Raw genomic sequence first — 24,139 nt, 5'->3', positions numbered from 1 at the left:
AAAATGAGAGTAGCGATCTCCGCGCTACGCCGCTTGGTTGCCGGCCTTCGGGCAAGAGCGAAAGGCCGGCATCTTGCCCTCGCCATCGTCGCGTTGACGGGTCTCGCTGGCAGCGCCTTGGCCGAGCCACAGCTTGAGAAGACCGAAATCCGCTACCAGGGTTGGGCCGGACAGGTGACCTTCGTCGAGCTGGCCGATGATCTCGGCTATCTCGCGCCGCTCAAGCTGAAATGGATTGGCAACACCATCAGCGGTCCGCAGGATATCCAGACCGTTGTTACCGGTGACATCGACATTGGTGGCGCGTTTTACGGCGCGATCATCAAGCTGATTGCGGCCAAAGCGCCGATCAAGGCGGTGGTCGGCTATTACGGCTCCGACGATAACACCTACAATGGCTACTACGTCAAAGAGGACAGCCCGATCAGGACCGCACGGGACCTGATCGGCAAGAAGGTCGCTGTCAACACGCTCGGGGCGCATCACGAGTTCGTGCTACGCGAGTATCTGGCTCGTAACGGCCTGACGTCCGCCGAGGCGAAGCAGGTGACGCTGGTCGCGATCCCGCCGGTCACCGGAGAACAGGTGTTACGCCAGGGGCAGGTGGAGGTTTCCACGCTCAGTGGCGTGCTGCGCGACAAGGCGCTCGAGCGCGGCGGCATCCGCAGACTGTTTGCGGACACCGACATCTTCGGAAAGTTCACCGGCGGCGCTTACGTTCTGCGTGACAAGTTCATCAAGGACAATCCAAACGCCTCGCGCAAGCTCATCGAGGGCGTGTCGCGCGCCATCGCCTGGGCCCAGACAACACCGCCGGAGGAGGTCCGCGCCCGTTTCGAGCGCATCATCGCAGATCGCAAACGGAACGAGGACGCAACGCCTATCAAATACTGGAAGAGCACGGGCGTTGCGACCAAGGGCGGGGTGATCGGCGACGCCGAACTCCAGGTGTGGGTCGATTGGCTGGTCAAGGACGGGCTGCTGAAGCAAGACCAACTGAAGCCGTCGAACCTCTATACTAACGAGTTCAACTATTTCCGGCCCGGCAAGACCGCGGAGGCCAAATGACCACGGCCAAGATCAGATTCGAGCATGTCCGCAAGGAGTTCCCGACCCGCGGCAGGCATGGCGGAGCCGCGCAGCAGTTCACCGCGCTGGACGACATCACGCTTGATGTCCGGACCGGTGAATTCCTGACGCTGGTCGGCCCCAGCGGCTGTGGCAAGTCGACCCTGCTGGATCTGCTCGGTGGGCTGACGACGCCGAGCAGCGGACGCATCCTGCTCGACGGCAAGGTCATCCAGGGGCCGGCGCGCGACCGCGGCATCGTGTTCCAGCAATACGCATTGTTCCCCTGGCGCACCGCCGCGCAGAATGTCGAGTTCGGGCTCGACATCGCCGGCCTGAAAGCCAGGGAGCGGCGGGCAAGAGCGCTGCATTATCTCGAACTGGTCGGACTGTCCGGCTTTGCTGACCGCTACCCGCACGAACTCTCCGGCGGCATGAAACAGCGCGTCGCGATTGCCCGCAGCCTAGCCTACGATCCCGAGGTGCTGCTGATGGACGAGCCTTTCGCAGCGCTCGACGCACAGACTCGCGAGACACTGCAAGGAGAGTTGCTGCGGATCTGGCGGAGTACCGGAAAGACCATCCTGTTCATCACGCATGGCATCGACGAAGCCGTCGTGCTTGGTCAGCGCGTGGCGGTGATGACCTCGCGTCCCGGCCGCATCAAGCAAATCGTCGACATTCCCGGCGAACTGCACAGCGAAACCGAGGATGTCCGCTCGCTGCCGCAGTTCGGACAAGTCAGGCACAAGGTGTGGTCCCTGCTGCGGGATGAGGTGTTGAAGGCTCAAGGTTTGCGGGGGTCTGGACCCGAAGGCGAGCGCGTCGCAAGGCCGAAGGAGCTGGCTCATGTCTAATCTCGAGATCCTGACGCTGTTGGAGCTGGCACAGGGAAGCCCGCGAGACCGGGACGCACAACGGGCTGGCGGGCTCGCGGCGGTGTCGCGCCGCCTCGTGCGAAGGTTCGGCGCCATCGGTCAGCGATCCCTGCTGTTGCTCCTGTTCCTGGCCGTCTGGGAGACGGCACCGCGGCTGGGGTCGATTGACGTGACATTCCTGCCGCCATTTTCTGAAGTTATCGCCGCGGGCTGGCAGCTCGCCCAGACGGGCGAACTCTACGACGACGTTGCCGCCAGCCTGCTTCGCGCTCTCAGCGGCTTCCTGATTGCTGTCGTCCTGATGGTGCCGCTCGGTCTGCTTACGGGATGGTATGCTCGGCTCGGTGACTTCCTGAACCAGATCATCGAGGTTGCGCGCAACACAGCGCCGCTGGCGCTGTTGCCGGTCTTCATCCTGTTGCTGGGGATCGGCGAACTCTCGAAGGTCACCATGGTGGTCTATAGTTGTGCCTGGCCGCTGCTGCTCAACACGATCGCGGCCGTTCGCCAGGTCGATCCGCTGCTGGTCAAATCGGCGCGGACGATGGGTGCGACGCCGAGCCAGCTGTTCCGAAAGGTGATTCTGCCCGCTGCGCTGCCGACGATCTTCGTCGGCATCCGCCTCGCAAGCGCCTCCGCGATGCTGGTGCTGGTGGCTTCCGAGATGGTGGGGGCGAAGTCCGGGCTCGGCTATCTCATCATCAACAGCCAGTACAGTTTCCTGATCCCGCAGATGTATTTCGGCATCCTCGGAATCACCGCGATTGGTCTTGCCTTCAACGCGATCCTCGAGGCACTGGAGCGCCGCCTGATGCGCTGGAAGGCGCCCGTAGCGGCGTGAACCCTCAAATGGGATCAGACACGTTCTTGCCAAGAAATCCGCGTCGGCAAATTAGGGAGTGATCGTCGGCTCCGTATTGGGAACGATGCCTGTCTCGGGTTCGGCCTGCTCCGGCAGAGGCTCTGCATTGATTGCGAGGATCTCGCCCAGCCACATCGGGTGGATTAGGTGATCGGACCGCGGCTGGCCGGTATCCGGATGAATCAGCACGGCGAGCCCTTGCCGATTGATCATCAGCCAGGGCACCAATCGAGGAAACTCGGACACTGCAAAGGCTATCTGGTACATGGGCCTTGTGTGCGGTCCGACCAGACGGTCATGCCAGCGCCCGATCAGAACGGGGAAGCGCTGGGCGATGTTCTCCCGAAGCGTTTCCGCAATGAGGCGCTGCTCGGGGCCGGCAAAATATATGTGGGCGTGGTAGCTTCGAATCGAGTCGAGCGGCTGTACCGTCATGTTCAAACCACTCCTGTGCGCGTGGTGGTATCACCGATTTACGGCGTTCAGGATAGCATCGCAATGGATCCAATCGGGTTCAGCCTTCTGCGACTGGCCTCGCACTGGCTGTCGTTGCAGTGATCGATCGGGCGGCGTTCAAAAGGCTTCCGGCGACCTTGGGGGCTACCCTGATTGACCATGCCTCGCAGCCAATGCCTTTCGATGACGGTCCATCAATGTTCGCATGGGGTATTCGAACACACCAGAGATCTGACTCCTGGGTTTGATTGCCTGTTGGACCATGCACGACAATTCCACGAGGGGACTTGATCGAGTATCGATCCTGGCCCACCAGTCAATATTGAAGCCCAACTAAGGATGGCGTGGTTGCTGAAATCCCGCGCTGCTTTTTCGCGCGGGACGTCGTCGTGCTTGCATTTTCACGCCAAGACTTTGCTCTGGTCCGTTTTTCCTCAGTGGCAAAGTCGGGATGCTGATTGCTGAGCAGATTCTTCTTTCGGTCTGAGTTCAACGGAAAGCATCATCTAACTCGCGCCCAATATCCGAAATTGCCAGAAGCGCCGTCTCGCGCGATCTTTGGTGCGCCGCGGATGTAGCGCCGCGCGCGGAGAAAGATCCGGAGACGAGCGATGACGAACCCACCAAGCCGCGCCGAGAAACTGTCGAGCTCGGCAGGATCCATCGTCTTCGATGCGGATGTACTGGTGCTCGGTGGTGGCCCCGCCGGTACCTGGGCGGCGATAAGTGCGGCGGAGCACGGTGCGCGCGTCGTGCTGGCGGACAAAGGGTTCTGTGGCACATCCGGCTCGACCGCCGCGGCCGGCACCGGCGTGTGGTATGTCGACCCCGTTCCCGAGCGCCGTGAGGCCGCGATGGCCAGCCGGGAAAAGCTGGGTGGTCATCTCCAGGATCGACGCTGGATGGCACGTGTGCTGGACCGGACCTATGTCCAGAGCAACCAGCTTGCGGATTGGGGCTATCCTTATCCCACTGATGATGACGGCAAGGCGCAGCGAAATTCGCTGCAGGGTCCGGAATACATGCGGCTGATGCGCAAGCGGACCAAGCAGGTCGGCGTCACCATCCTCGATCATTCGCCGGCGCTCGAACTGCTCGTCGACGGGAGCGGCGTGGTTGCAGGCGCCGCAGGTCTGCGCCGTCAGAAGGGCGACCGCTGGGCCGTCAACGCCAAGGCCGTGGTGATCGCCACTGGTGGATGCGCCTTCCTCAGCAAGACGCTCGGTTCGAACGTGCTGACCGGCGACGGCTATCTCCTCGCAGCAGAAGCCGGCGCGGAATTCACCAGCATGGAGTTCTCGAACGCCTACGCGATCTCGCCGGCGTTTGGATCGGTGACCAAGACGTTGTTTTATAGCTGGGCGAGCTTTACGGATGAGCAGGGCAGCGTCATTCCGGGAGCGTCATCGAAAGGCGGTCGGTCGGTGATTGCGCGCGCGCTACGCAAGGGTGCCGTTTACGCGCAGCTGGATCAGGCGGATGCCGCGACCCAGCGCCAGATGCGCGTGTCCCAGCCAAACTTCTTCCTTCCGTTCGATCGAACCGGAATCGATCCCTTCACCCAACGCTTCCCGATCACACTGCGGCTCGAGGGCACTGTCCGCGGTACCGGAGGTCTGCGGATCGTCGACGACCGTTGCGCAACCACCGTTCCCGGCCTCTATGCGGCGGGCGATGCAGCGACCCGAGAACTGATCTGCGGCGGGTTCACCGGCGGCGGCAGCCATAATGCCGCCTGGGCGATGTCGTCGGGGTATTGGGCCGGCCAGGGTGCCGCGGAATTCGCGCGCCAACTGGGCACCACCAATGGACGCCAGGCATTTCGACGCGGCACCGTTGGCCTGCGCTCGGGCCGCGGGCCGGCATTGCGGCCGGGCTGGCTCGCACAGAGCGTCCAGGAGGAGGTGTTTCCCTACGAGTTGAACTATTTTCGCGAGGCCGGTCGGCTCGGCGATTCGCTGCAGCGCCTGGATGGCCTGTGGTCAGAGGCGTCGAATGCCGCCGCGTCGGACGAGCAGGACTTGCTCCGAACCAGAGAGGCAGCCGCCATGCTCGCGACCGCGCGCTGGATGTATCGCAGCGCGTTGGCGCGCAAGGAGAGCCGGGGAATGCATCGTCGCGATGATTATCCCGAGCAGGACGATCGCTATCTCCACCTTGTCACGACGGGCGGGCTTGATGACGTCTGGACGTCGGCGCGTCCGCTGACGTCTGCCCAATATTCGGAGGCTGCTGAATGATCGAGGTCATCGATTCCGAACGGTGCACGGCTTGCGATATCTGCGTGAATGTGTGCCCGACCAACGTCTTCGACAAGACAGATGGCATCCCTCGCATCGCGCGCCAGAGCGACTGTCAAACCTGCTTCCTCTGTGAACTCTATTGCCCCGAGGATGCGTTGTTTGTCTCGCCGTTTGCCGACACGCCGCAGCAGGTCGACGTGGCCGCGTTGAAGGAAACGGCTCTCTTGGGCAGCTATCGACGCGCAGTGGGCTGGGTCGACGAAAGCCGCCACCTGAGGTCGGCCGATCGCAGCTACCGGCTGTTCGGCCATTGAGGGATAACGCCAATCGCTCGATGACGCCGGGATAGTCCGGCGCGTGAGCGCGTGAGAAGGATGAACATGTCGCAAATCGAACTCGCCTGGGGCAGCGGACCTACCGGGCGCTACGAGGCGCTCGCCGCGCCGTTTCGGCCGCTGTTCAAGTCGATCAGAGACGGGGCCGTGGCACGCGATCAGGAACGGCGCCTGCCTTACGACGAGATCAGGTCGTTGCGGGATGCTGGCTTTACCGCCGTGCGCGTGCCCAGAGATTTCGGCGGCGCCGGCGCCAATCTTCCCGAGCTCTTCAACCTCCTGATCGAACTGTCGGAGGCCGATTCCAACGTCACCAACGCGGTCCGTTCGCATTTCGGCTTCACCGAGGACGTGATCAATTCGCCCGATCCAAAGCGCCGCGAATTGTGGTTGCGCCGGATCGGCGAAAAGACGTTCTTCGGCAACGGACACAGCGAGGTCGGCGACACCAAGCTGCAGGCCTTCTCGACGATCGTGTCAAGCAAGAACGGCCAGTTGGTGCTGAACGGCAAGAAATACTACACCACCGGAACGTTGTTTGCAGACTGGATCAACGTTGCCGCCCAGCATGAGAATGGCGATCCGGTCGGCGTGGTCGTGTCCCGTCACGCACCGGGTGTCGAGGTTCTCGACGATTGGGACGGTTTTGGCCAGGCGCTGACCGCGAGCGGGACGTCACTGTTCTCCGACGTTCCGGTTGAAGGCAATCAAGTCATTCCTGTCAACGAGCGTTTCAAATATTCCAATCCGTTCTATCAACTCGTTCATCTTGCAACGCTCGCCGGCATTGCTCGGGCGGCAGCCAACGACGTGGCGGCGTTGGTCAAGAGGCGCACACGAGTCTTCAGTCACGGCAATGCCAACAGCGCTGCGACTGACCCGCAGATTCTTCAGGTCGTCGGCCGGGTACGCGGTAACGCCTATTCTGCGGGCGCCATCGTTCTTAAGGTCGCCGAGTCGTTGCAACGCGCACACGAGGCGCAGCTCACCCGCGACCCAGATCGAGTGGCCGCGGCAATCGCGATCGCTGAGATCGAGCTCGATCAGGCCGTAACCGTCGTTTCGGATCTGGTTCTCGAGGCGACGACGATCATCTTCGATGCGCTCGGCGCCTCGTCGACGGCAAAGAACCTTGCGCTCGACCGCTACTGGCGAAATGCCAGGACGATCGCCACGCACAATCCGCGCGTCTATCGCGATCGCATCGTGGGGGACTTTGCCGTCAACGGAACGCCGCCGCCCGGACAGTACCGCATCGGGACACCATGACGCTGGGGGCGCGCGCCTCTGACTGGAGAGCTGCAACGATGGCATCCCCTTTGCGATTTGGCGTGTGGGCCCTGACCCACGGCAGTTGGGCATCGCGGCATCACCCTCAGGACCCGCCGGACGCATCGTGGCGCCGCGTGCGCCAGCAGATCCGCGACGCCGAGGCGCTCGGGTATGATTCAACGCTGCTTGCGCAGCACATCATCCATCCCAGTGGCGATGATCAGGACCTACTGGAGAACTGGACGGGCGCTGCCGCGCTGGCCGCGTTGACAGAAAGAATCGAGTTGATCTCGGCGATCAAGCCGCTGCTGGTTCATCCGGTGGTCCTGGCAAAGATGGCGCTGCAGATCGAAGACATCAGCGAAGGTCGGTTCGCCATCAACCTCGTCAATGCCTGGTACAAGCCAGAGCTGGAGCGCTCGGGCATCGGCTTCCCCGATCACGACGATCGCTATGCTTACGGGCGCGAATGGATCGAGATCGTGCGGGAGCTGACGTCAGGCAAGCGGGTAGATTTCCGGGGCAGGCATTTCAATATTGATTCTTACCAGCTTCGTCCGGGCGATAGATTCCGCGCTCGTCCGACGGTTTATCTTGGTGGGGAGTCCGAGGCTGCGCGGGCGCTCGCGGCGGAGTCCGCCGACGTTTACTTGATGAACGGACAGCCGTTCGACGACATTCGCGTGCTGATCCAGGATGTCTCACGAAGGCCACGCCGGGGTGCGCCGATCCGCTTCGGGATGTCCGCCTTCGTGATCGCGCGTGAGACCGATGCGGAAGCACAAGAGGAGCTCGCAGAACTGTTCTCGATTTCCGAGCAAGACAAGCCGACCCGGGCTCGCCTGGTCGGCAACGCGGATCCCGAGGCGCAGATGTTCAAGACGGCGGCCAAGGAGGCGAGGGTCGGAACGAACGGCGGGACTTCGGCGCGCCTTGTCGGGAGCTACGATACGGTCGCCCGGCGCATTCTCGACTTCAACGCCATCGGTATCGAGCTGTTCATGCTTCAGTTTCAGCCGGTCGACGAGAACACGCGGCGTTTCGCCGAACACGTCATTCCACGCGTCCGGCGGCTGCAGGCAAGGGCGGCGTGAACGCGGCATGACGACACGAGATTGGAATTGAGGACAACGGCCATGAGTGGAGATCGCCTCTTCCTGTTAAAGCCGGGATTTGAAGATCCGGCACAGCCCGGCCGGTTCTTCGTCTGCCCGCATTGCAATGCGATTGAAGGATTGCTTGCGTCCTTCCCGGGGCTCGCTACGCAGATCGAGGTCTATCGCCTGCCGTTCGCGCGACCGCGGGATGTGATCGTTGAAATTCTTGGCGAGAAGCACCAATCGTTGCCGGTTCTCGTGTTCAACGAGACGCAACCCGTGCCCGAAGATGTCGGCGTCGCCAACGGTCAGCGCTTCATCGATTCCTCCGAGCGAATTCTTCGCTATCTGGCCGAGCGCTACGCATTTCCGCATATTCATCATTGAGCCGAAGATGCGCATTGATCGAAAACTGTTGCGCCCGGCGTTCGATCTGCAGGATCCGTCTATTTTCGCTGATCAATTTGCCATGGACACGACGCGACCTCGACCATACCGTTTTGCTGTCATCTTCGACCAAGCGGGCGAATAGATGTCGTAGGTGCAAAGCCGCAATGTAAATATGTTCGAGGTGAATCCCGATGAGTTTCCGACCATTGCATGACCGCGTGGTGATCCGCCGTATCGAGGAGAGCAACAAGACGAAGGGAGGGATCATCATCCCCGACACGGCCAAGGAGAAGCCGCAAGAGGGGGAGGTCGTGGCGGTTGGCAGTGGCGCGCGCGACGAGACGGGAAAGCTCGTTCCTCTCGACGTGAAGAAAGGTGACCGTGTCCTGTTCGGAAAGTGGTCCGGGACCGAAGTGAAGATCAATGGCGAAGATCTGCTCATCGCCAAGGAATCCGACATTCTGGGCGTGATCGCCTAGCTTCCATCCAAACTCATCATCCAGACGTGTCGAAGCTCGCGCGTGGCGCGGCGCGGGGCACGCATGTCCAAAGGAATATCGCTATGGCTGCAAAAGACGTGAAATTCTCCAGTGATGCGCGCGATCGCCTGCTGCGCGGCGTGGATGTGCTCGCCAACGCCGTCAAGGTGACGCTCGGGCCGAAGGGGCGCAACGTCGTCATCGAGAAATCGTTCGGTGCGCCCCGGATCACCAAGGACGGCGTCACCGTCGCCAAGGAGATCGAGCTCGAAGACAAGTACGAGAACATCGGCGCGCAGCTTCTCCGGGAAGTCGCGTCGAAGACCAATGATCTTGCGGGCGACGGCACGACGACGGCGACGGTACTGGCGCAAGCCATCGTCCGGGAAGGCGCCAAGGCCGTCGCGGCCAGCCTCAATCCGCTCGATCTCAAGCGTGGCATCGACCTCGCCGTGGCCGAAGCCATCAAGGATATCGAGAAGCGGGCGCGCAAGGTGCAGTCCTCGGATGAGGTGGCCCAAGTCGGCACGATTTCGGCCAACGGTGACGCGGAGGTCGGCAAGATCATCGCTAACGCGGTGAAGAAGGTCGGAAACGACGGTGTCATCACGGTCGAGGAGGCAAAGAGCCTCGATACCGAGCTCGACGTCGTCGAGGGGCTCCAGTTCGACCGTGGCTACCTGTCGCCGTATTTCGTCACGAATTCGGAGAAGCTGCTGGTCGAGTTCGAGGATCCCTATATCCTGATCCACGAAGCCAAGCTCAGCTCGCTTCATCCGCTGCTGCCTGTTCTTGAGGCCGTCGCTCAGTCGGGCAAGGCCCTGCTGATCATCGCGGAGGACGTCGAGGGCGAGGCGCTTGCCACGCTGGTGGTCAACCGGCTGCGGGGCGGCCTCAAGATCGCGGCGGTGAAGGCGCCGGGCTTCGGCGACCGGCGCAAGGCCCAGCTCGAGGACATCGCGATCCTGACCGGCGGACAGACGATCTCGGACGAGCTCGGCATCAAGCTGGAGAACGTCACCCTGTCCCAGTTGGGGCGGGCCAAGAGGGTTCGCATCGACAAGGAGAATACGACGGTCGTCGGCGGTGCCGGCAAGCGCAAGGAGATCGATGGCCGGATCGCGCAGATCAGGGCGCAGGTCGAGGAGACGACGTCGGATTACGACCGCGAGAAACTGCAGGAGCGTCTGGCCAAACTGTCCGGCGGGGTCGCGGTGATCCGGGTCGGCGGCGCGACCGAGGTCGAGGTCAAGGAACGCAAGGATTCGTGTTGACGATGCGCTGAACGCGACCCGCGCCGCAATCGCGGAGGGCATCGTGCCGGGCGGTGGTGTCGCGCTGTTGCGCGCCAAGGCCGCGATCGGCCGTCTCACGCACGCGAACCCCGATGTGCAGGCCGGAATCAACATCGTGCTGAGAGCGCTGGAGGCCCCGATCCGTCAGATTGCCGAGAATGCCGGCGTGGAGGGCTCCATCGTGGTCGGCAAGATCCTCGAACACAGGTCGCCGACATTCGGCTTCGACGCCCAGACCGAGCAATATGTCGACCTGATCAATGCGGGGATCGTCGATCCCGCAAAGGTCGTGAGGACCGCTTTGCAGGACGCCGCGTCCATCGCGTCACTGATCGTGACGACGGAAGCCCTCGTGGCCGAACTGCCGAAGGACAAGGGCGGAAGCCCGGCTGCCGGAGCGGGGGGAGAGTTCTGACCGACAGGCCGACGCGTTGGGGGGCTTGGCTCGTTGGTCGCAGCGGCTGTCGCGCGAGCGCACGACCGGATGGCGGTCTGGGTCATGCGTCTCGCGCGACAGTCTGCTTTGCGACGCTTGAGCGCCGGCCGCGATGGTCGCGGACGGCACCGATATCAGAGAAGGAAGACGGTGTCTTACATCAGAATGAAGCCGGCGCGCCGGCGGATGGCTCGTTCCCTGCGGGCCGCAGCGGGATTATTTGGATTTGCCCTTCTGGGCCTTCTCGTGTCGAGCTCGACGAAAGCCGCTGACCAGGACAAGCCGCTGCGGATCGGACTGGCGACCAGCATATCGAACCAGGCCATCGAGATCGCAGCGCGCGAAGCGAAGGCGCATGGCATCGATGTCCAGCTGACCGAATTCAATGACTGGAATACGCCCAATCGTGCGGTCGCCGAGAAGGAGATCGAGGCAAATCTGTTCCAGCACGTGCCGTTCCTTGAGTTCAGCATCAAGAACAACGGCTATGCGCTCGTTCCTGTGGCGCCCGCCTACGCTACGCCGTTCGGGCTCTACTCCAGGAAATACAAATCGATCCAGGAACTGCCTGATAATGCCCGCATCGCTATTTCGAGCGACGCGGTCAACACCGGCAGGGCGTTGCTCCTCCTGCGTCAGGCGGGTCTGATCGAACTCAAGCCGGGGGCGGACCATCGCGCCAAGCTCGAGGACATCGTGGCCTATCGCAGGCCGCTAAAGCTCGTGCAGCTTGAAGGTCCTCAGATTGCGCGCTCGCTCGACGAGGTCGACGCGGCGGCGACCTATCCGACATTTGCCAAGTTGGCGGGCCTTGATCCGTCATCCGGCCTGATCTTCGAGAACGATCCGATCTATGCGTTCCAGTTCGTAACGCGGCCGGAGTTGAAGGACGACGCGCGCCTCAAGCGCTTCATCGCCCTATATCGCGGCTCGGAGGCCGTTCATGCCAAGCTGCGCGAACTCTATGGCTCGCTGGTCAGCTTCCCCGGATCCTAGGAGATCGCAACGATATCAGTTATCGTCCCGCTGAAGGAGTTCATCCATTGGAGGCTGCGCTGACACACGCAGTTTCGTGGTGGCGGATCACTTCGTTGATGATAAAGGCCAGGAACTTTTCAGCGAAGTCCGGATCAAGATTGGCGGTGCGTGCTAGTGAGCGGAGTCTCTCTACCTGCTGCCTCTCGCGAGCCGTGTCAGAGGACGGCAGTTGAAGGCGAGCCTTCAATTCCCCGACCTGCTGGGTGCACTTAAATCGTTCTGCGAGGATGTGGACTAAAGCTGCATCGAGATTGTCGATGCTATCGCGAAGAGCTTGCAGTTCAGGCTGAGTTTCCATTATCTCGGTTCCGGCGGACGCGTGTCAGTCATCTAGGCGAACCTAGATTCGAGCTACTCTGGTGGCCCTAAATTCCGTCCATGAAGAACGTCATGTCGTTCGGACTTTGACAAGCCTTGCGTAGCTCAATCAACGGCTGGTATTCGGGGGAGGCGTACCAGGCGTTGATCGCGGCCATGTTCGGAAACTCAATCACCACAACACGCTCCGGTGCCCAATATCCGCCCTCGGGCATCCTTAAATTCTCGCCTCGTGTGAGATAGCGGCCACCATATTTTGCCACCATCGGTCCAATCTTGGTCTTGTACTCCTCAAATTTGGATGAATCCGTGATCTGGTGCAGCCCGACCACATAAGCTGGCATTTATCATTCCTCCAAATCCGCTACATCGATAAGCTGTGACCCGATTGTAACTGGCGCGTCAGGGATAGCCTTTAGACAAGGCGCCCCGACCGAGGGTATCGCGTGCCTGCCGTTGAGTACAAGGGCGCGGCGACTCCGAGCCATGAACCCTTTGAGGCCATGACCGCGTGTTAATGGGGCGACGCCAAATCGGCGTGATGGCAAGCCACACTCTGGCCTGACGCGCCGGTGCGGAGTTCGGGATCATGTTGCGCGCACAGCTCGGTCGCCAGCGGGCAACGTGGCTGAAAACGGCAGCCTCTGCCTGCGCTGCGGGGATCCGGGAGGTCGCCGGGCAGGGGCGCCGCGTAGCGGCGGCGCGCCGGGTCCGGCACTGCATCGATCAATGCACGCGTGTAGGGATGCAGCGGATTTCTCCAGATCTGCTCATGACCGCCGCTTTCGACGATCCGCCCGAGATACATCACCAGCACGCGGTCCGACAGATACCGCACCACCGACAGGTCGTGCGATATGAACAGCAATGACAGCTTCAGGCTGCGCTTGATGTCGGCGAGCAGGTTCAAGACCTGCGCCTGGACGGACAGATCGAGCGCGGACACCGGTTCATCGCAGACGATCAGGTCCGGTCCCAGGATGAGAGCCCGCGCGATGCCGATCCGCTGCCGCTGGCCGCCGGAGAATTCGTGCGGATAGCGGGATGCCGAATCCTCGGGCAGGCCCACTTGCGAAAGGATCTCGGCAACCCGCTGCCGCCGCTCGCCGCGCGAGCCGACGCGGTGCACGTCGAGCGGCGCGCCGAGGATATCCCCGATCGTCTGCCGCGGATTGAGCGATGCGAACGGGTCCTGAAACACCATCTGCAGCCTGCGGCGGTAGGCGCGCAGATGCTGATCCGACAGCGTTGTGAGATCAGTTCCGTCGAAGGCGATCCGGCCTGAGGAGGGTTCGACCAGCCGGAGAATAGTCTTGCCCAGGGTGGACTTGCCGCAGCCGGACTCCCCGACCAGGCCCACGGTCTCGCCGGGAGCGATGTCGAATGAGACGCCGTCGACGGCATGGACCGGCGTCGATCCCGAGCGATAGGTCGTCTTGAGGTCAGAGACTGACAGCAGCGTCATGGATCGTTCCGTGAGAGTCATGAGCAGGTTCGGCGTGACAGGCCACACGGCGGCCGGGCCCGGCCTGCCGCTCGGGTGGGAAATGTGTTCGGCAAGGCGAGAGCCGCTCGGGGCAGCGCGGGGCGAACGGGCAACCTTGTTGGGCGGCGGCAGACGCGATGCTGCCGGGAATTTCGGACAGTCTGGCGTTGTGATAGTGCAGCCGATCGTGCAGCCGCGGCGATGCCGCCAGAAGACCGCGCGTATAGGGATGCAGGGGACGCTCGAACAGCTCGCCGGGTGATGCCTCCTCGACCTTTCGCCCCGCATACATCACGACGACACGGTCGGCCCATTGCCCCACAAGTCCGAGATCATGGGTGATGAGCAGGAGCGACAGCGACAGCTCCCTGCGCAGCCGGTCGAGCAATTCAAGCACCTGCGCTTGGATGGTGACGTCGAGCGCCGTCGTCGGCTCGTCGGCAATCAGAATTTTGGGCTGGCAAGCCACCGCGATGGCGATCATGACGCGCTGGCGCATCCCGCCGGAGAGGCGGTGCGGATGATCGTCGAGGCAGGCTTCCGGATTCGGTATTCGAACGAGATCGAGCAGCGCCGCCGCCTCGCGGTGCGCCTGCGCCTTGGTCAGCCCGCGATGCAAATAGAGCACCTCCTTGATCTGCCGCCCGATCGTCAGCACCGGATTGAGCGATGTCATCGGCTCCTGGAAGATCATCGCGATATCGCGGCCGCGTCGGCGCCGCATCTCGATCTCGGACAGCGCGAGGAGCTCCTCGCCGCCGAGCCGGATACGCCCGGACGTGATGCGTGCCGTCTTCGGTAACAGTTGCATCAGCGCCAGCGCGGTCAGCGACTTGCCGGAGCCGGACTCGCCGACGACGGCGAGCGTCTCCGCGGGCGCAACGCTGAAGCCAAGATTCCGGACCGGGGTGGCGCCCGGAAAGCTGATGGTGAGGTCCTGGACGTCGAGAAGAGCCGTCACATCAGCGCTCCCGGCTGAAACGAGGATTGAGCACGTCGGTCAAGCCATCGCCGATCAGGTTCAGCGACAGCACGGTCAGCACGATGACGACGCCGGGAAGGGCGGTGAGGTACCAGGCCGTCCTGATCAACTCGCGTCCAGAGCCGATCATGCTGCCCCAGCTCACGACATTGGGATCGCCGAGCCCCAGGAACGACAGCGCCGCCTCCATCAGGATGGCCGAGGCGACCATGACCGACGCCGTGACGATGATCGCCGGCAGGGCGTTTGGCAGAATCTCGCGGACGACGATCCGCGCATGGCCGAAACCGAGGCTCCGGGCCGCCATCACGAACTCCTTCTCGCGCAGCACTCTGAATTCGGCGCGAACGAGGCGGGCGATCGTCGGCCATGTGACCAGCCCGATCGCCCAGGTCACCGTGATGATCGACGGCTGTGCGATCGCGACGAGGACGACGAGCAGGATGAAGCTCGGGACGGTTTGGAACAGCTCGATGACGCGAACGAGAATGTCGTCGATGCGTCCGCCGCGATATCCCGCGGTGGCACCGATGAGGATGCCGACCGTAAGCCCGATCGTGGTAGCGACAAATCCGATCAGCAGCGAGACGCGTGCGCCGTGCATCAGGCCGGCGGCGACATCCCGACCAAGTGAATCGGTGCCGAGCGGGTATGCGAGATCCTGTCCCGGCCATAGCAATGGCCGCGCCACCATTCCGAGCGGATCGCCCGGATAGAGCACGGATGCCAGGACCGCCGCAACGACGATGGACAACAGGAGCAGACCGCCGGCGATGACTGACGGGTTTCGCCGGAAGCGCCGCACCAGACGAGGCCGCAAACGGTCGACGTCGGCGGCCACGACATGCGTATCGGGCGCGTGGATATTCGGCCAGTCGGCATCGTCCGGCGCCGGAGTTGGCGTGCCGGCGGCGCTTCGCTGGGTCGATACGGTCGATTGGAGGGCAGCGTCTGTCATGGTCAACGGGTCTCGATGCGGGGGTCGAGCCAGGCCTGAACGAGATCGACCGTCATGTTGGCGATGATCACGAGCAGCGAGGATAGGAGGAGAATGCCGAGAAGCACGCTGAAGTCGCGGCTCATCACGGCTTCGAAGGCAAGGCGGCCGAGCCCCGGCCAACTGTAGACGGTCTCGACCACCACGGCGCCGCCGAGCAGGCCGCCGAAATGCATGCCGGCGACGGTGGTGACGGGCAGCAAGGCGTTGCGCAGAACGTGCCGTACCGTGATGGCGAGCGGCGAGAGGCCCTTGGCGGCGGCCGTGCGGACGTAGTCCTGCGCCTGCGCCTCGAGCATGGCGGCACGTGCAAGCCGGGAATAGATCGCGATGTAGAACAGTGCGAGCGACGACGCCGGAAGAACCATATAGCGCGTCCGATCGAGCAGTGCGGCGAGCCCGCTATTGTTCGCGCCGATCGTCGTCGAACCGCCGCTCGGCAGCCATCCGAGCTTCACCGAGAACAGCAGGATTAGCATGAGGCCGATCCAGAAGCCCGGGATCGAGTAGAACAGCGTGACAACGATCGAGATCACCCGGTCCGGCCATCGCCCGGCAAAAGTGGCCATGACGATGCCGAGCGCGATGCCGCCGGCGAGCGCGATGACGAGTGCGGTTGCCATCAGGGCGACCGTGCCGGGCAGGCGCTGACCGATGATGTCAGCCACGGGCAGGTTATAGCGCGGCGAATAGCCAAGGCTGAAGTGAGCGAGATTGTCCAGATAGGCAATAAGCTGCACGAGAACAGGCTGGTCGAGGCCAAAACGCGCGCGCAGCGCCGCGACGGTCTCCATCGTCGCCGATCCCGACTCGCCGGCAAGAACGTCCGCGGCATCGCCGGGTGCGAGCTGCAGCAGAAAAAAATTGATGATGACGATTCCGATCACCGTCGGGATCGCCTGCCACAGCGTACGACGAAAAGTCTTTGCGATGCGCCGAATGTTCGACATGATTTTTCCAACTTTCAAAGCGCGCTGACAAAATGCTTTTGTGTTCGGTGTCGCGTGCGCGCACGGATCACCCGTGTGCGGCGGTCGTCGATTGGTTGACAACGACGCCCTGCACCAGCAACGTCGATGCGCGAGCGTGCGATCGCATTGTTTCTGCGAACAGGCTGCGAGCTGCACGCATCATCAGGACGGAAGTGATCATGACGATAGTGCACAAGCCCGGCGACATCGTTGGCTGGCCGGTGTTCCCGGGCCCCGCGCAATATCCGGAGAGTCCGCTGGCGAAATCGCTGAAGCAGCCGTTGCTGCTCGGCTTGTTTCTCCCGATCCAGGCGGGCGGCTGGAGCGCCTCGACGTTGCCGCGTTCGACGACTTGGACGTTCGACTACAATCGCGAGCTGACGCTCGTCGCCGAAGCGCTGGGCTTCGATCTCGTCTTTGCGCTGTCGCAATGGTTGCCGAAGGGCGGATATGGAGGCGTGTTCACGGGCCAGGCGCTCGACTCCTTTATCACTACAGCGTCGCTCGCCGCCGTGACGTCGCGGATCATGCTGATCTCGACGATCCATGTTCTCTATGGTCCGATCCATCCGCTCCATCTCGCCAAATACGGCGCGACGCTCGATCACATCTCGGGCGGCCGCTGGGGCATCAACGTCGTGACCGGCCACCGCGCCGTGGAGCACGAAGCGTTCGGCTGGAACCAGATCGAGCACGACCGGCGCTACGAGCTGGCTGCGGAATTCCTTGAAGTGCTCCAGCGGCTGTGGGGCGATACCGAGAACTTCTCCTTCTCCGGCCAGTCGCCCTGGAAGCTCAGCAACGCCTTCGTGACGCCCAAGCCGCAGTTCGGCCGGCCCATCCTGGTCAACGCCACCGGCTCTGACGCCGGAATTGCCTTCGCCGGCCGCTATTCGGATATCGTGTTCATCACCAGTCCCGCTGGCTCGTCCTTCGCGAGCGCGATCGAGGCGCTCCCGGCGCACACCCAGCGCGTCAAACAGTCGGCTGTCGATGTCGGCCGCGAGGTCCGCACGTTGTTGAACCCCATGGTCATCTGCCGGGAGACCGAGCGGGAGACCTGGCAGTATCACGACGCCATCGTCGCCAATATCGATCCCAAGGCGAGCATGCAGAATTTCGCCAGCGATGCGCATGCCTGGAAGGGACGCGTCGGCGTCGATGGCCAGAAGAGGCGTGCCATCGGCGGCAATGTCGAGGTGATCGGTACGCCGGCGCAGGTGGTGGAACAGTTCGTGCAGCTCAAGAAGGCCGGCGTCGACGGGCTTCAGCTGAGCTTCTTCGACTTCAAGCCTGATCTCGACTTCTTTGGCAGGCGCGTATTGCCCCTGATGGAGCAAGCCGGATTGCGCAACGCCGTGCCGAAGCTCCTGGGCGGTTGAGAACGAGCACATGAGACTTAAGCAGAGGTAGTTTCGCGCTGCGGTTCGGCCGCAGCGTGATGGCGGAAGCGCGCCGCCGGATGAGACGACGGCAGCCGCGCTTGACCGCGGCCGAAGATCTTCTCGCGCAAGGGGCCCCGCGCATACTCGGTCTTGTAGACGCCGCGCCGTTGCAACTCGGGCACGACGAGCTCGGCAAAATCCTGATATCCGCCGGGCGTTATCGCGTAGCTGAGGTTGAAGCCGTCGATGTCGCTCTCCTCGACCCAGGCCTGAAGCTGATCGGCGACTTCACTGGGCGATCCGATAATCACGGGACCGCGGCCCCCGATACCATTGTGCGTGATGATCTCGCGAATCGTCCACGGGCGCTCTGTCCGCGAGAACGAGTCGATCATCGAGGTGACCGCATTGTCCTTCTTTACCGTCGGGAACGGATCGTCCAGGCTGTAGCGGGACAGGTCTATTCCGGTCCAACCTGACAACAGGGCGAGTGAACCTTTCGGATCGATGTAGCGCTGGTAGTCGCGGTACTTCGCCTCCGCCTCCGCACGCGTCTCTCCGACGATGACGGTCAAGAGGGCATAGAAGCGGATGTCGCGGCCATCGCGGCCGAAGGCGCGGGCGCGGGCTCTGGTCTCCGCGACGTTCGCCGCGGTCGGGGCCTTGGAATGCTCGCCCAGAAACACCGCTTCCGCATGCCGGGCGGCGAAATCCTTGCCGCGGTTGGAGGCGCCGGCCTGGAACAGGAAAGGTGTCCGCTGCGGCGAAGGATGGACCAGATGGATGGCGTCGATCTTGAAATGACTGCCGTGGTGATGGACTTTGCGAATACGCGAGGGGTCCGCGATGACGCCCCGAATCGGATCGACGATGACAGCCTGATCGTCCCAGCTTCCTTCCCAGAGCGCATAGACGGCGTCGAGGAATTCGTCGGCCAGATCGTAGCGCGGGTCATGGGCCATGATGCTGTCGCGGCCGACGGCACGTGAGGCGGCGTTGGAATAGCCGGTGACGATGTTCCAGGCGACGCGCCCCTTGGTCAGATGGTCGAGCGTCGAGAAGCGGCGGGCGAGGGTGAAGGGCGGCTCGTATGACACGGGCGCGGTGATGCCGAGGCCGAGATGCTCGGTGACATGGGCCATCGCGGAGACCAGCAGCATGGGATCGAGCTTGGGGATCTGCGCACCGGTGCTGAGCGCCGCGTCGGCCGTGCCGGCATAGACGTCGTGGATGCCGATGCCGTCGGCGATGAAGATGGAGTCGAACTTGCCGGCTTCGAGGATCTTGGCGACGTCGGTCCCAGTAGTCGAGCGTCGAAAAGTCGAGCGAGCGGTCGTCCGGATGGCGCCACAGTCCGGGGGAGAGGTGGACGGGGCTGAAGATGGCAAAGCCATTGACCTGGATGATCTTGGACACGGCGGAGTCTCGTCAGGCAGCTGGTTACTGGAAGGCGGAGGGATCGGGATGGGCGCCGGTGAGAAACCAGTTCCCGACATTGCGGGTCTTGTATTCCGCCGGATTGTGCAGCGTGTGGATGCGGACGTTGCGCCAGAAGCGATCGTAGCCGTTGGCGATCGTGGCCGAGCGCGCGCCCATCACCTCGAAGATGCGGCTGGTGACGTCGAGCGCGACTTCGCCGGCGTGAACGTTGGCACCGGCGATCACCACGGAGGCCTCGCCGCGCTCCTGCGCCGTCAGGTCGCGGCCGCGCGACCACACCCGGTCGAGCGTTGCCGCCGCCTCGTCCGCAAGCAGCGTTGCCGCCTTCACGCGCGTATAGAGTTCGCCATAGACCCGCCTGATCCAGGGGTCGTCGGTGTGCTTCTCGACGCCGGAATGGATCCAGGGACGGGACTTGTCGCGCGTATAGTCCCGCGCGGTGATCAGGGCGCCCTGTGCACTGCCGATGAAGACATTGAGCAGCGTCGACTGTTGCAGGAACGGTGTGATGGTCTGGTAGGGCCGGCCGCCGTCCGGCTTGTGGTCCAGCACCTCACCGCGATGAACCCGGACGCCGGTGTAGGTCACGCGCCCACTGCCGGTCTGCCGCTGTCCGAACCCGTCCCAGTCGTTCTCGATCCGGATGCCCTCGCGGCTGGCCGGGATGGCGGCGAAGCCGCGCACATTGGTGTCGTGGTCCTCCCAGGCAACCTGGAGATAATCGGCGATGTGCGATCCCGATGTGAACGGACGAAAGCCGTCGAGGACGACCCCTTCGCTGTCCTTGCGGCCGAACAGGCTCTTCGAGAAGCTGTTGGCGGTATTGCCCCAGAACCAGTTGCCCGCCGCAGACCGGCGGAAGATATCCGCGGCCTGCTCCTGGGTGCCGCGCAGGTGGGCCGCATGCTGCGAGCCGAAATGATAGCCGTAGAGATGACCCAGCGCGCCGTCCACCTTGGCGAATTCGCGGACGATCTTGAGTGCCGTCGACCAGCGCTCGCCGGAGCCGCCGAATTCCTGCGGGATCAGCAGATTGAGCAGGCCGCTGGCCTTGAGATGGGCCAGCTGCTCGAGCGGCTTGCCGCCGGCGCGGTCGCGCTCCGCGGCATCCCTCGCGAAGATCTCGCGCAGATCGACGGCCTTGGCGAAGTAGGGGTTTGACGTATCGAGATCGAAGCTCATTCGGCGGTGCCTTGCATGTTGGTCAGGCCTGTAACCAGACGTCGGCGAAATTCGCGGACGGGCCGTCGATGGTCGCGGTGTGGTTCTGGACCTTGCGATTGACGATGGTCAGGTTCGCCCCGGTCACCAGATTGATGTCGGGCAGGTCGGTGGCGATGATGACCTGGAACGCGCGGAACAATTCGCGCCGCTTGGTCGGATCGCTTTCCACTGCGGCAGCTTCCAGCAGCCGGTCGACCTCCGGGTTGCTGTAACCCGAACCGTTCGTGAAGGGGACACCGGGCTTGAAGTTCTTCGACCAATAGAGCCGCTGAACCCCGACCGTCGGGTCGAAGGAATGGCTCATGCCATTGCTCATGAAGTCGAAATCGCGATTGGTGTAGGTCCGCTTGAACCAGGTCGGCACGCCCTGCGCACGCAGGGTGACGCCGATGCCGATATTGGCGAGGGCCTGTCGCGTGTAGGCGCCCAATTGCTGATAGGTCTCGCTGTAGGGCATGTAGTCGTGAAAAACCTTGAAGCGCGTGCCGTCCGGTCCGCGGGGCAGCCCGGCCGCATCGAGGATCGCTTCAGCCTTCCTCGGGTCGAAATCGTGCCGGGGAATGTCCGGATTGTGGAACTGCTTCAGCGCGGGGCTGATCGCGGCCGGCGCATTCTTGCTCCAGCCGTAGAAGACCACGCGGTTGATGGCCTCGCGATCGATGGCATGCGCGACCGCGCGGCGGACCTCGGGTCGCGCGAAATAGGGATTGGCCAGGTTGAACTCGAGCCGGTAGACGATCGGCTGGTAGTCGTAACCGCGCTGCTCGATCACGAGGTTGGGATTGGCCCTGAGCGTATCGATCTGGCCGAGCGGCACCGGCGTGTCCGGTGCATAGTGGATCTCCCCGGTCTCGAGCGCGACGGCCCGGGCATTCGCATCGGCGATGAATCGGATGACAATGCGGTCGAGATACGGCTTGCCCGGATCCCAATAGTTCGGATTGCGCTCGAGCAGGACGTGGCTTCCCTGCTTCCACTCCTTGAAGATGAAGGGACCAGTGCCGATCGGCGCGCGTCCATTGGGATTGGCGAGTGGATCGGAGCCCTCATAGACGTGCCGCGGAACGATTGGTGATTCCGAGGCCGTAAGCGCGGCGAGCAAATAGGGCGCCGGCTTGTCCAGCACGATCACCGCTATATGTGGATCTGGCGTGAGCACTTCTCGTACGGACGAAAGCGTGCTGCGGCCGCGCGGATGATGCTGCTTGAGCAGCTCGATGGAATGGGCGACGTCGGCCGAGCTAAAATCCTTGCCGTCGTGCCACTTCACGCCGCGCCGGAGCTCGAAGCGATAGCGCAGCCTGTCTTCGCTGATCTGCCAGGCGGTCGCGAGCTGCGGCCGTGGATTGAAGTCGAGATCGAACGTGACCAATCCTTCGGTAACTTTCGCGCTGACGCGCGTGGTCGGGCCGGCCGTATGCGTGAGGCTGACGAGAAGCGGCGGCTCGGGTTGAATCACGATATTCAGCGTCCCGCCACGCTTGATGTCTTCGGCTGCGCGAGTGGGGCGCGGAGCAATGCCGCTGGCGATCGCGCCCGATGCAAGCAGAAGCGCCTTGGAGATATCTCGACGTGTTGGTGTGTTCATTGCTGATCGCGTGCCATTCGCGGATGTCGTCATTTCAATAATTCACCGAAGGGTCGGACAATCAATCCCGCGACACGTCGGATCGCATAATGAAAATTTTGCTGCTGCACGCGCGGCGGCTCGTGCAAGCGAACGAGCGTCGCCGCTCCAAACAACAAAAGCAAATTCTCTGCGAACCGTGCCTAACATTGCGCCGGTCGGGATTTGCGCCGCGTGATCGGCGATCGCCGATGCGTGGACGTCGAAACGAGACGGGGTGACGTGATGGTATTCAATCGTCGAACGTTCAATCGCGGCCTGCTTGCCTCCGGCGCCGCCGCGCTGCTTCCGTCTGCAGGGGCGGTTGCGGCAGATGCTCGCCCCGTCTCCGGCGGCACGCTGAATTGGGTCTACTATCCCGATCCGTCAGCGATCATCGCGATCAACACGTCGTCCGGCACCGGGCAGTCGATCGGCACCAAGATCAACGAGGGGCTGCTCGCCTACGACTACGAGCTCAATCCGCGGCCGGTGCTGGCGATATCTTGGACGATCAGCGAGGATGGAAAGCGCTACACGTTCCAGCTCAGGCCGGGCGTCAAATGGTCCGACGGCAGGGAATTCACCTCGGCCGACGTCGCGTTCTCGATCGAGCGCCTGAAGATCGCCCATCCGCGCGGCCGGATCACGTTCGCGAATGTCGAGACGATCGAAACGCCCGATGCGCTGACGGCTGTCATTGTGTTGTCGAAGCCGGCGCCGTACCTCATCACCGCGCTGGCAGGCGCGGAATCTCCGATCGTGCCGAAGCATATCTATACGGCGCTGAAGCCTGACGAGCAGCCCAAGCTGGAGCAGACGATCGGGACCGGACCATTTATTCTCCGCGAGTGGGTTCCCGGAAGCCACCTCCTGTTTGTCCGCAATCCCAACTATTGGGATGCGCCAAAACCCTATGTCGACCGCCTCGTGCTGAAGGTCATCACGGATCCAGCCGCGCGGGCGGCTGCCCTGGAGGCGAGAGAGGTCGATATCGGCGCCACTCCGGTGCCTTATGGGGATATCGAGCGGTTCAAGCGCGACAAGCGCTTCGTCGTCGACACCGCCACCTATGGCTACTCCGGTCCGCAGCAGCAACTTTTCTTCAATTATGACACGCAGCTCTTGCGGGATCGCCGCGTGCGCAAGGCGATCGCGCACGCAATCGATTTGAAGGCGCTCGTGAACGTCGTCTTTTTTGGCTATGCACTCGCGTCTCCGTCGCCGGTCAGTACGGCGCTGCCGAAGTTCTATGATCCCAAGATCCAGGCGTGGCCGTTCGATCCAAAGGCAGCGGAACAATTGCTGGACGAGACCGGCATCAAGCGTGGCGCAGGTGGCGTCCGCGCCAAGTTGAGGTTGACGCAAAATCCATTCTTGCCCGCAAGTCTCTCGGATTTCTTGCGCAATTCACTGCGCCAGATCGGTCTCGACATCGAGATTCAACGATACGATCTCGCGACCTACCTGAACGTCGTCTATCGCGATCGGGCGTTCGATCTCACGGCCGAGAGCCTGTCGAATACGTTCGACCCAAGCCTCGGCATCCAGCGCGCGTACTGGTCGAAGAATTTCCGGATCGGGTTGCCGTTCTCGAATGCCGCGCATTACGACAACGCCGAGGTCGATCAGCTGCTGGAGGCCGCGGCGATCGAGCCGAATGTCGAGAAGCGCCGCGAGATCTGGTGGAAGTTTCAGTCGGTGATCCATGAGGAAGTCGCCTCCGTCGACCTTGTCGCCGCCGGAGGCGTGATCATCGCCAACAAGAAGGTCCGCAATTTCGCGCCGGGCGGGGAGGGGCTGAACGGCAGCTTCGCCGATCTCTGGATCGACCCGTCGGCATGACCCGGAAATCATATTCTTCCGCGTCCGGTTGCTTCT

The 24,139-nt window shown here is 62.8% G+C and carries 21 protein-coding genes and 2 pseudogenes; 13 read left to right on the top strand and 10 right to left on the bottom strand.

The window, feature by feature from the left end; all coding sequences use genetic code 11:
• The first annotated feature begins 3 nt into the window (after positions 1-3).
• From RAD16_RS17060 to RAD16_RS17050, 3 genes are read left to right on the top strand one after another with little or no spacing between them, the layout of a single operon-like run.
• Positions 4-1,068, top strand: coding sequence for an ABC transporter substrate-binding protein (locus RAD16_RS17060; protein WP_458159051.1), 1,065 nt, complete (start codon positions 4-6; stop codon positions 1,066-1,068).
• Positions 1,065-1,925: an ABC transporter ATP-binding protein gene (locus RAD16_RS17055; protein WP_458159050.1), complete on the top strand. Its 861-nt coding sequence runs from the start codon at positions 1,065-1,067 to the stop codon at positions 1,923-1,925. The genes RAD16_RS17060 and RAD16_RS17055 overlap by 4 nt, the downstream gene beginning before the upstream one ends.
• A complete protein-coding gene (locus RAD16_RS17050; RefSeq protein ID WP_458159049.1) occupies positions 1,918-2,787 on the top strand; it encodes an ABC transporter permease in 870 nt (289 codons plus the stop codon). The genes RAD16_RS17055 and RAD16_RS17050 overlap by 8 nt, the downstream gene beginning before the upstream one ends.
• Before the next feature lie 51 nt (positions 2,788-2,838).
• On the opposite strand, the gene RAD16_RS17045 is transcribed toward RAD16_RS17050, so the two are convergent.
• On the bottom strand, positions 2,839-3,243 hold the full coding sequence (locus RAD16_RS17045; protein ID WP_458159048.1) for a DOPA 4,5-dioxygenase family protein: 405 nt from the start codon (positions 3,241-3,243) through the stop codon (positions 2,839-2,841).
• Between the two features lie 632 nt (positions 3,244-3,875).
• Between RAD16_RS17045 and RAD16_RS17040 the strand changes: the two genes are divergently transcribed.
• From RAD16_RS17040 to RAD16_RS17005, 8 genes and pseudogenes are all read left to right on the top strand, one after another.
• Positions 3,876-5,504 carry an FAD-dependent oxidoreductase gene (locus RAD16_RS17040; RefSeq protein WP_458159047.1) on the top strand — a complete coding sequence of 543 codons (1,629 nt, stop codon included), beginning with the start codon at positions 3,876-3,878 and terminating at the stop codon, positions 5,502-5,504.
• On the top strand, positions 5,501-5,821 hold the full coding sequence (locus RAD16_RS17035) for a 4Fe-4S binding protein (protein ID WP_458159046.1): 321 nt from the start codon (positions 5,501-5,503) through the stop codon (positions 5,819-5,821). The genes RAD16_RS17040 and RAD16_RS17035 overlap by 4 nt, the downstream gene beginning before the upstream one ends.
• A 66-nt stretch (positions 5,822-5,887) precedes the next feature.
• Positions 5,888-7,111, top strand: a complete 1,224-nt coding sequence (locus RAD16_RS17030; RefSeq protein WP_458159045.1) for an acyl-CoA dehydrogenase family protein — start codon at positions 5,888-5,890, stop codon at positions 7,109-7,111.
• A 38-nt stretch (positions 7,112-7,149) separates the two neighbouring features.
• Entirely contained in the window at positions 7,150-8,208 is a 1,059-nt protein-coding gene (locus RAD16_RS17025; RefSeq protein WP_458159044.1) for an LLM class flavin-dependent oxidoreductase, read from the top strand.
• Positions 8,209-8,250: 42 nt separating this feature from the next.
• Entirely contained in the window at positions 8,251-8,598 is a 348-nt protein-coding gene (locus RAD16_RS17020) for a DUF3088 domain-containing protein (RefSeq protein ID WP_458159138.1), read from the top strand.
• 194 nt (positions 8,599-8,792) lie between these two features.
• On the top strand, positions 8,793-9,080 hold the full coding sequence (gene groES / locus RAD16_RS17015; protein ID WP_458159043.1) for a co-chaperone GroES: 288 nt from the start codon (positions 8,793-8,795) through the stop codon (positions 9,078-9,080).
• Positions 9,081-9,163: 83 nt separating this feature from the next.
• Positions 9,164-10,790 (top strand): annotated as a pseudogene (groL, locus tag RAD16_RS17010) (chaperonin GroEL).
• A gap of 69 nt (positions 10,791-10,859) precedes the next feature.
• Entirely contained in the window at positions 10,860-11,807 is a 948-nt protein-coding gene (locus RAD16_RS17005) for a MetQ/NlpA family ABC transporter substrate-binding protein (protein ID WP_458159042.1), read from the top strand.
• A gap of 40 nt (positions 11,808-11,847) precedes the next feature.
• Here the strand turns inward: RAD16_RS17005 and RAD16_RS17000 are convergent, their stop codons facing one another.
• The 6 genes from RAD16_RS17000 to RAD16_RS16975 all read right to left on the bottom strand — a co-directional run bounded on the left by RAD16_RS17000 (position 11,848) and on the right by RAD16_RS16975 (position 16,582).
• Positions 11,848-12,147 (bottom strand): chorismate mutase, encoded by a 300-nt coding sequence (locus RAD16_RS17000; protein WP_458159041.1) that lies wholly within the window; start codon positions 12,145-12,147, stop codon positions 11,848-11,850.
• Positions 12,148-12,214: 67 nt separating this feature from the next.
• Positions 12,215-12,511 (bottom strand): DUF1330 domain-containing protein, encoded by a 297-nt coding sequence (locus RAD16_RS16995; protein ID WP_458159040.1) that lies wholly within the window; start codon positions 12,509-12,511, stop codon positions 12,215-12,217.
• Between the two features lie 170 nt (positions 12,512-12,681).
• Positions 12,682-13,632: an ABC transporter ATP-binding protein gene (locus RAD16_RS16990; RefSeq protein WP_458159039.1), complete on the bottom strand. Its 951-nt coding sequence runs from the start codon at positions 13,630-13,632 to the stop codon at positions 12,682-12,684.
• On the bottom strand, positions 13,610-14,614 hold the full coding sequence (locus RAD16_RS16985) for an ABC transporter ATP-binding protein (RefSeq protein WP_458159038.1): 1,005 nt from the start codon (positions 14,612-14,614) through the stop codon (positions 13,610-13,612). The genes RAD16_RS16990 and RAD16_RS16985 overlap by 23 nt, the downstream gene beginning before the upstream one ends.
• A 1-nt stretch (position 14,615) precedes the next feature.
• Positions 14,616-15,593 carry an ABC transporter permease gene (locus RAD16_RS16980; RefSeq protein ID WP_458159037.1) on the bottom strand — a complete coding sequence of 326 codons (978 nt, stop codon included), beginning with the start codon at positions 15,591-15,593 and terminating at the stop codon, positions 14,616-14,618.
• Between the two features lie 2 nt (positions 15,594-15,595).
• Positions 15,596-16,582, bottom strand: a complete 987-nt coding sequence (locus RAD16_RS16975; protein WP_458159036.1) for an ABC transporter permease — start codon at positions 16,580-16,582, stop codon at positions 15,596-15,598.
• Between the two features lie 200 nt (positions 16,583-16,782).
• Here RAD16_RS16975 and RAD16_RS16970 point away from each other — a divergent pair, with 200 nt between their 5' ends.
• Positions 16,783-17,985, top strand: coding sequence for an LLM class flavin-dependent oxidoreductase (locus tag RAD16_RS16970; RefSeq protein ID WP_458159035.1), 1,203 nt, complete (start codon positions 16,783-16,785; stop codon positions 17,983-17,985).
• Between the two features lie 17 nt (positions 17,986-18,002).
• On the opposite strand, the pseudogene RAD16_RS16965 reads toward RAD16_RS16970, so the two are convergent.
• The 3 genes and pseudogenes from RAD16_RS16965 to RAD16_RS16955 all read right to left on the bottom strand — a co-directional run bounded on the left by RAD16_RS16965 (position 18,003) and on the right by RAD16_RS16955 (position 22,240).
• Positions 18,003-19,404, bottom strand: a pseudogene (locus tag RAD16_RS16965) (LLM class flavin-dependent oxidoreductase).
• A gap of 24 nt (positions 19,405-19,428) precedes the next feature.
• Positions 19,429-20,610, bottom strand: a complete 1,182-nt coding sequence (locus RAD16_RS16960; RefSeq protein ID WP_458159034.1) for an acyl-CoA dehydrogenase family protein — start codon at positions 20,608-20,610, stop codon at positions 19,429-19,431.
• Between the two features lie 22 nt (positions 20,611-20,632).
• Entirely contained in the window at positions 20,633-22,240 is a 1,608-nt protein-coding gene (locus RAD16_RS16955) for an ABC transporter substrate-binding protein (RefSeq protein ID WP_458159033.1), read from the bottom strand.
• 264 nt (positions 22,241-22,504) lie between these two features.
• Between RAD16_RS16955 and RAD16_RS16950 the strand changes: the two genes are divergently transcribed.
• Positions 22,505-24,103 (top strand): ABC transporter substrate-binding protein, encoded by a 1,599-nt coding sequence (locus RAD16_RS16950; RefSeq protein WP_458159032.1) that lies wholly within the window; start codon positions 22,505-22,507, stop codon positions 24,101-24,103.
• Positions 24,104-24,139: the final 36 nt, after the last annotated feature.

The organism is Bradyrhizobium sp. 18BD (genome assembly GCF_054185225.1).
Note: the sequence above shows the minus strand (reverse complement) of the source record. Positions and strands in the feature narration are given on the sequence as shown.

Excerpts from the sequence above, each read along its gene's own strand:
- RAD16_RS16980 (WP_458159037.1), bottom strand. The coding sequence starts at position 15,593 with ATGACAGACGCTGCCCTCCAATCGACCGTATCGACCCAGCGAAGCGCC.
- RAD16_RS16950 (WP_458159032.1), top strand. The coding sequence starts at position 22,505 with ATGGTATTCAATCGTCGAACGTTCAATCGCGGCCTGCTTGCCTCCGGC.
- RAD16_RS17035 (WP_458159046.1), top strand. The coding sequence starts at position 5,501 with ATGATCGAGGTCATCGATTCCGAACGGTGCACGGCTTGCGATATCTGC.
- RAD16_RS17030 (WP_458159045.1), top strand. The coding sequence starts at position 5,888 with ATGTCGCAAATCGAACTCGCCTGGGGCAGCGGACCTACCGGGCGCTAC.
- RAD16_RS16990 (WP_458159039.1), bottom strand. The coding sequence starts at position 13,632 with ATGACGCTGCTGTCAGTCTCTGACCTCAAGACGACCTATCGCTCGGGA.
- RAD16_RS17040 (WP_458159047.1), top strand. The coding sequence starts at position 3,876 with ATGACGAACCCACCAAGCCGCGCCGAGAAACTGTCGAGCTCGGCAGGA.
- RAD16_RS17055 (WP_458159050.1), top strand. The coding sequence starts at position 1,065 with ATGACCACGGCCAAGATCAGATTCGAGCATGTCCGCAAGGAGTTCCCG.
- RAD16_RS17020 (WP_458159138.1), top strand. The coding sequence starts at position 8,251 with ATGAGTGGAGATCGCCTCTTCCTGTTAAAGCCGGGATTTGAAGATCCG.
- RAD16_RS16955 (WP_458159033.1), bottom strand. The coding sequence starts at position 22,240 with ATGAACACACCAACACGTCGAGATATCTCCAAGGCGCTTCTGCTTGCA.
- groES (WP_458159043.1), top strand. The coding sequence starts at position 8,793 with ATGAGTTTCCGACCATTGCATGACCGCGTGGTGATCCGCCGTATCGAG.
- RAD16_RS16995 (WP_458159040.1), bottom strand. The coding sequence starts at position 12,511 with ATGCCAGCTTATGTGGTCGGGCTGCACCAGATCACGGATTCATCCAAA.
- RAD16_RS17050 (WP_458159049.1), top strand. The coding sequence starts at position 1,918 with ATGTCTAATCTCGAGATCCTGACGCTGTTGGAGCTGGCACAGGGAAGC.
- RAD16_RS16960 (WP_458159034.1), bottom strand. The coding sequence starts at position 20,610 with ATGAGCTTCGATCTCGATACGTCAAACCCCTACTTCGCCAAGGCCGTC.
- RAD16_RS17025 (WP_458159044.1), top strand. The coding sequence starts at position 7,150 with ATGGCATCCCCTTTGCGATTTGGCGTGTGGGCCCTGACCCACGGCAGT.
- RAD16_RS17000 (WP_458159041.1), bottom strand. The coding sequence starts at position 12,147 with ATGGAAACTCAGCCTGAACTGCAAGCTCTTCGCGATAGCATCGACAAT.
- RAD16_RS16975 (WP_458159036.1), bottom strand. The coding sequence starts at position 16,582 with ATGTCGAACATTCGGCGCATCGCAAAGACTTTTCGTCGTACGCTGTGG.
- RAD16_RS16970 (WP_458159035.1), top strand. The coding sequence starts at position 16,783 with ATGACGATAGTGCACAAGCCCGGCGACATCGTTGGCTGGCCGGTGTTC.
- RAD16_RS17060 (WP_458159051.1), top strand. The coding sequence starts at position 4 with ATGAGAGTAGCGATCTCCGCGCTACGCCGCTTGGTTGCCGGCCTTCGG.
- RAD16_RS17005 (WP_458159042.1), top strand. The coding sequence starts at position 10,860 with ATGGCGGTCTGGGTCATGCGTCTCGCGCGACAGTCTGCTTTGCGACGC.
- RAD16_RS17045 (WP_458159048.1), bottom strand. The coding sequence starts at position 3,243 with ATGACGGTACAGCCGCTCGACTCGATTCGAAGCTACCACGCCCACATA.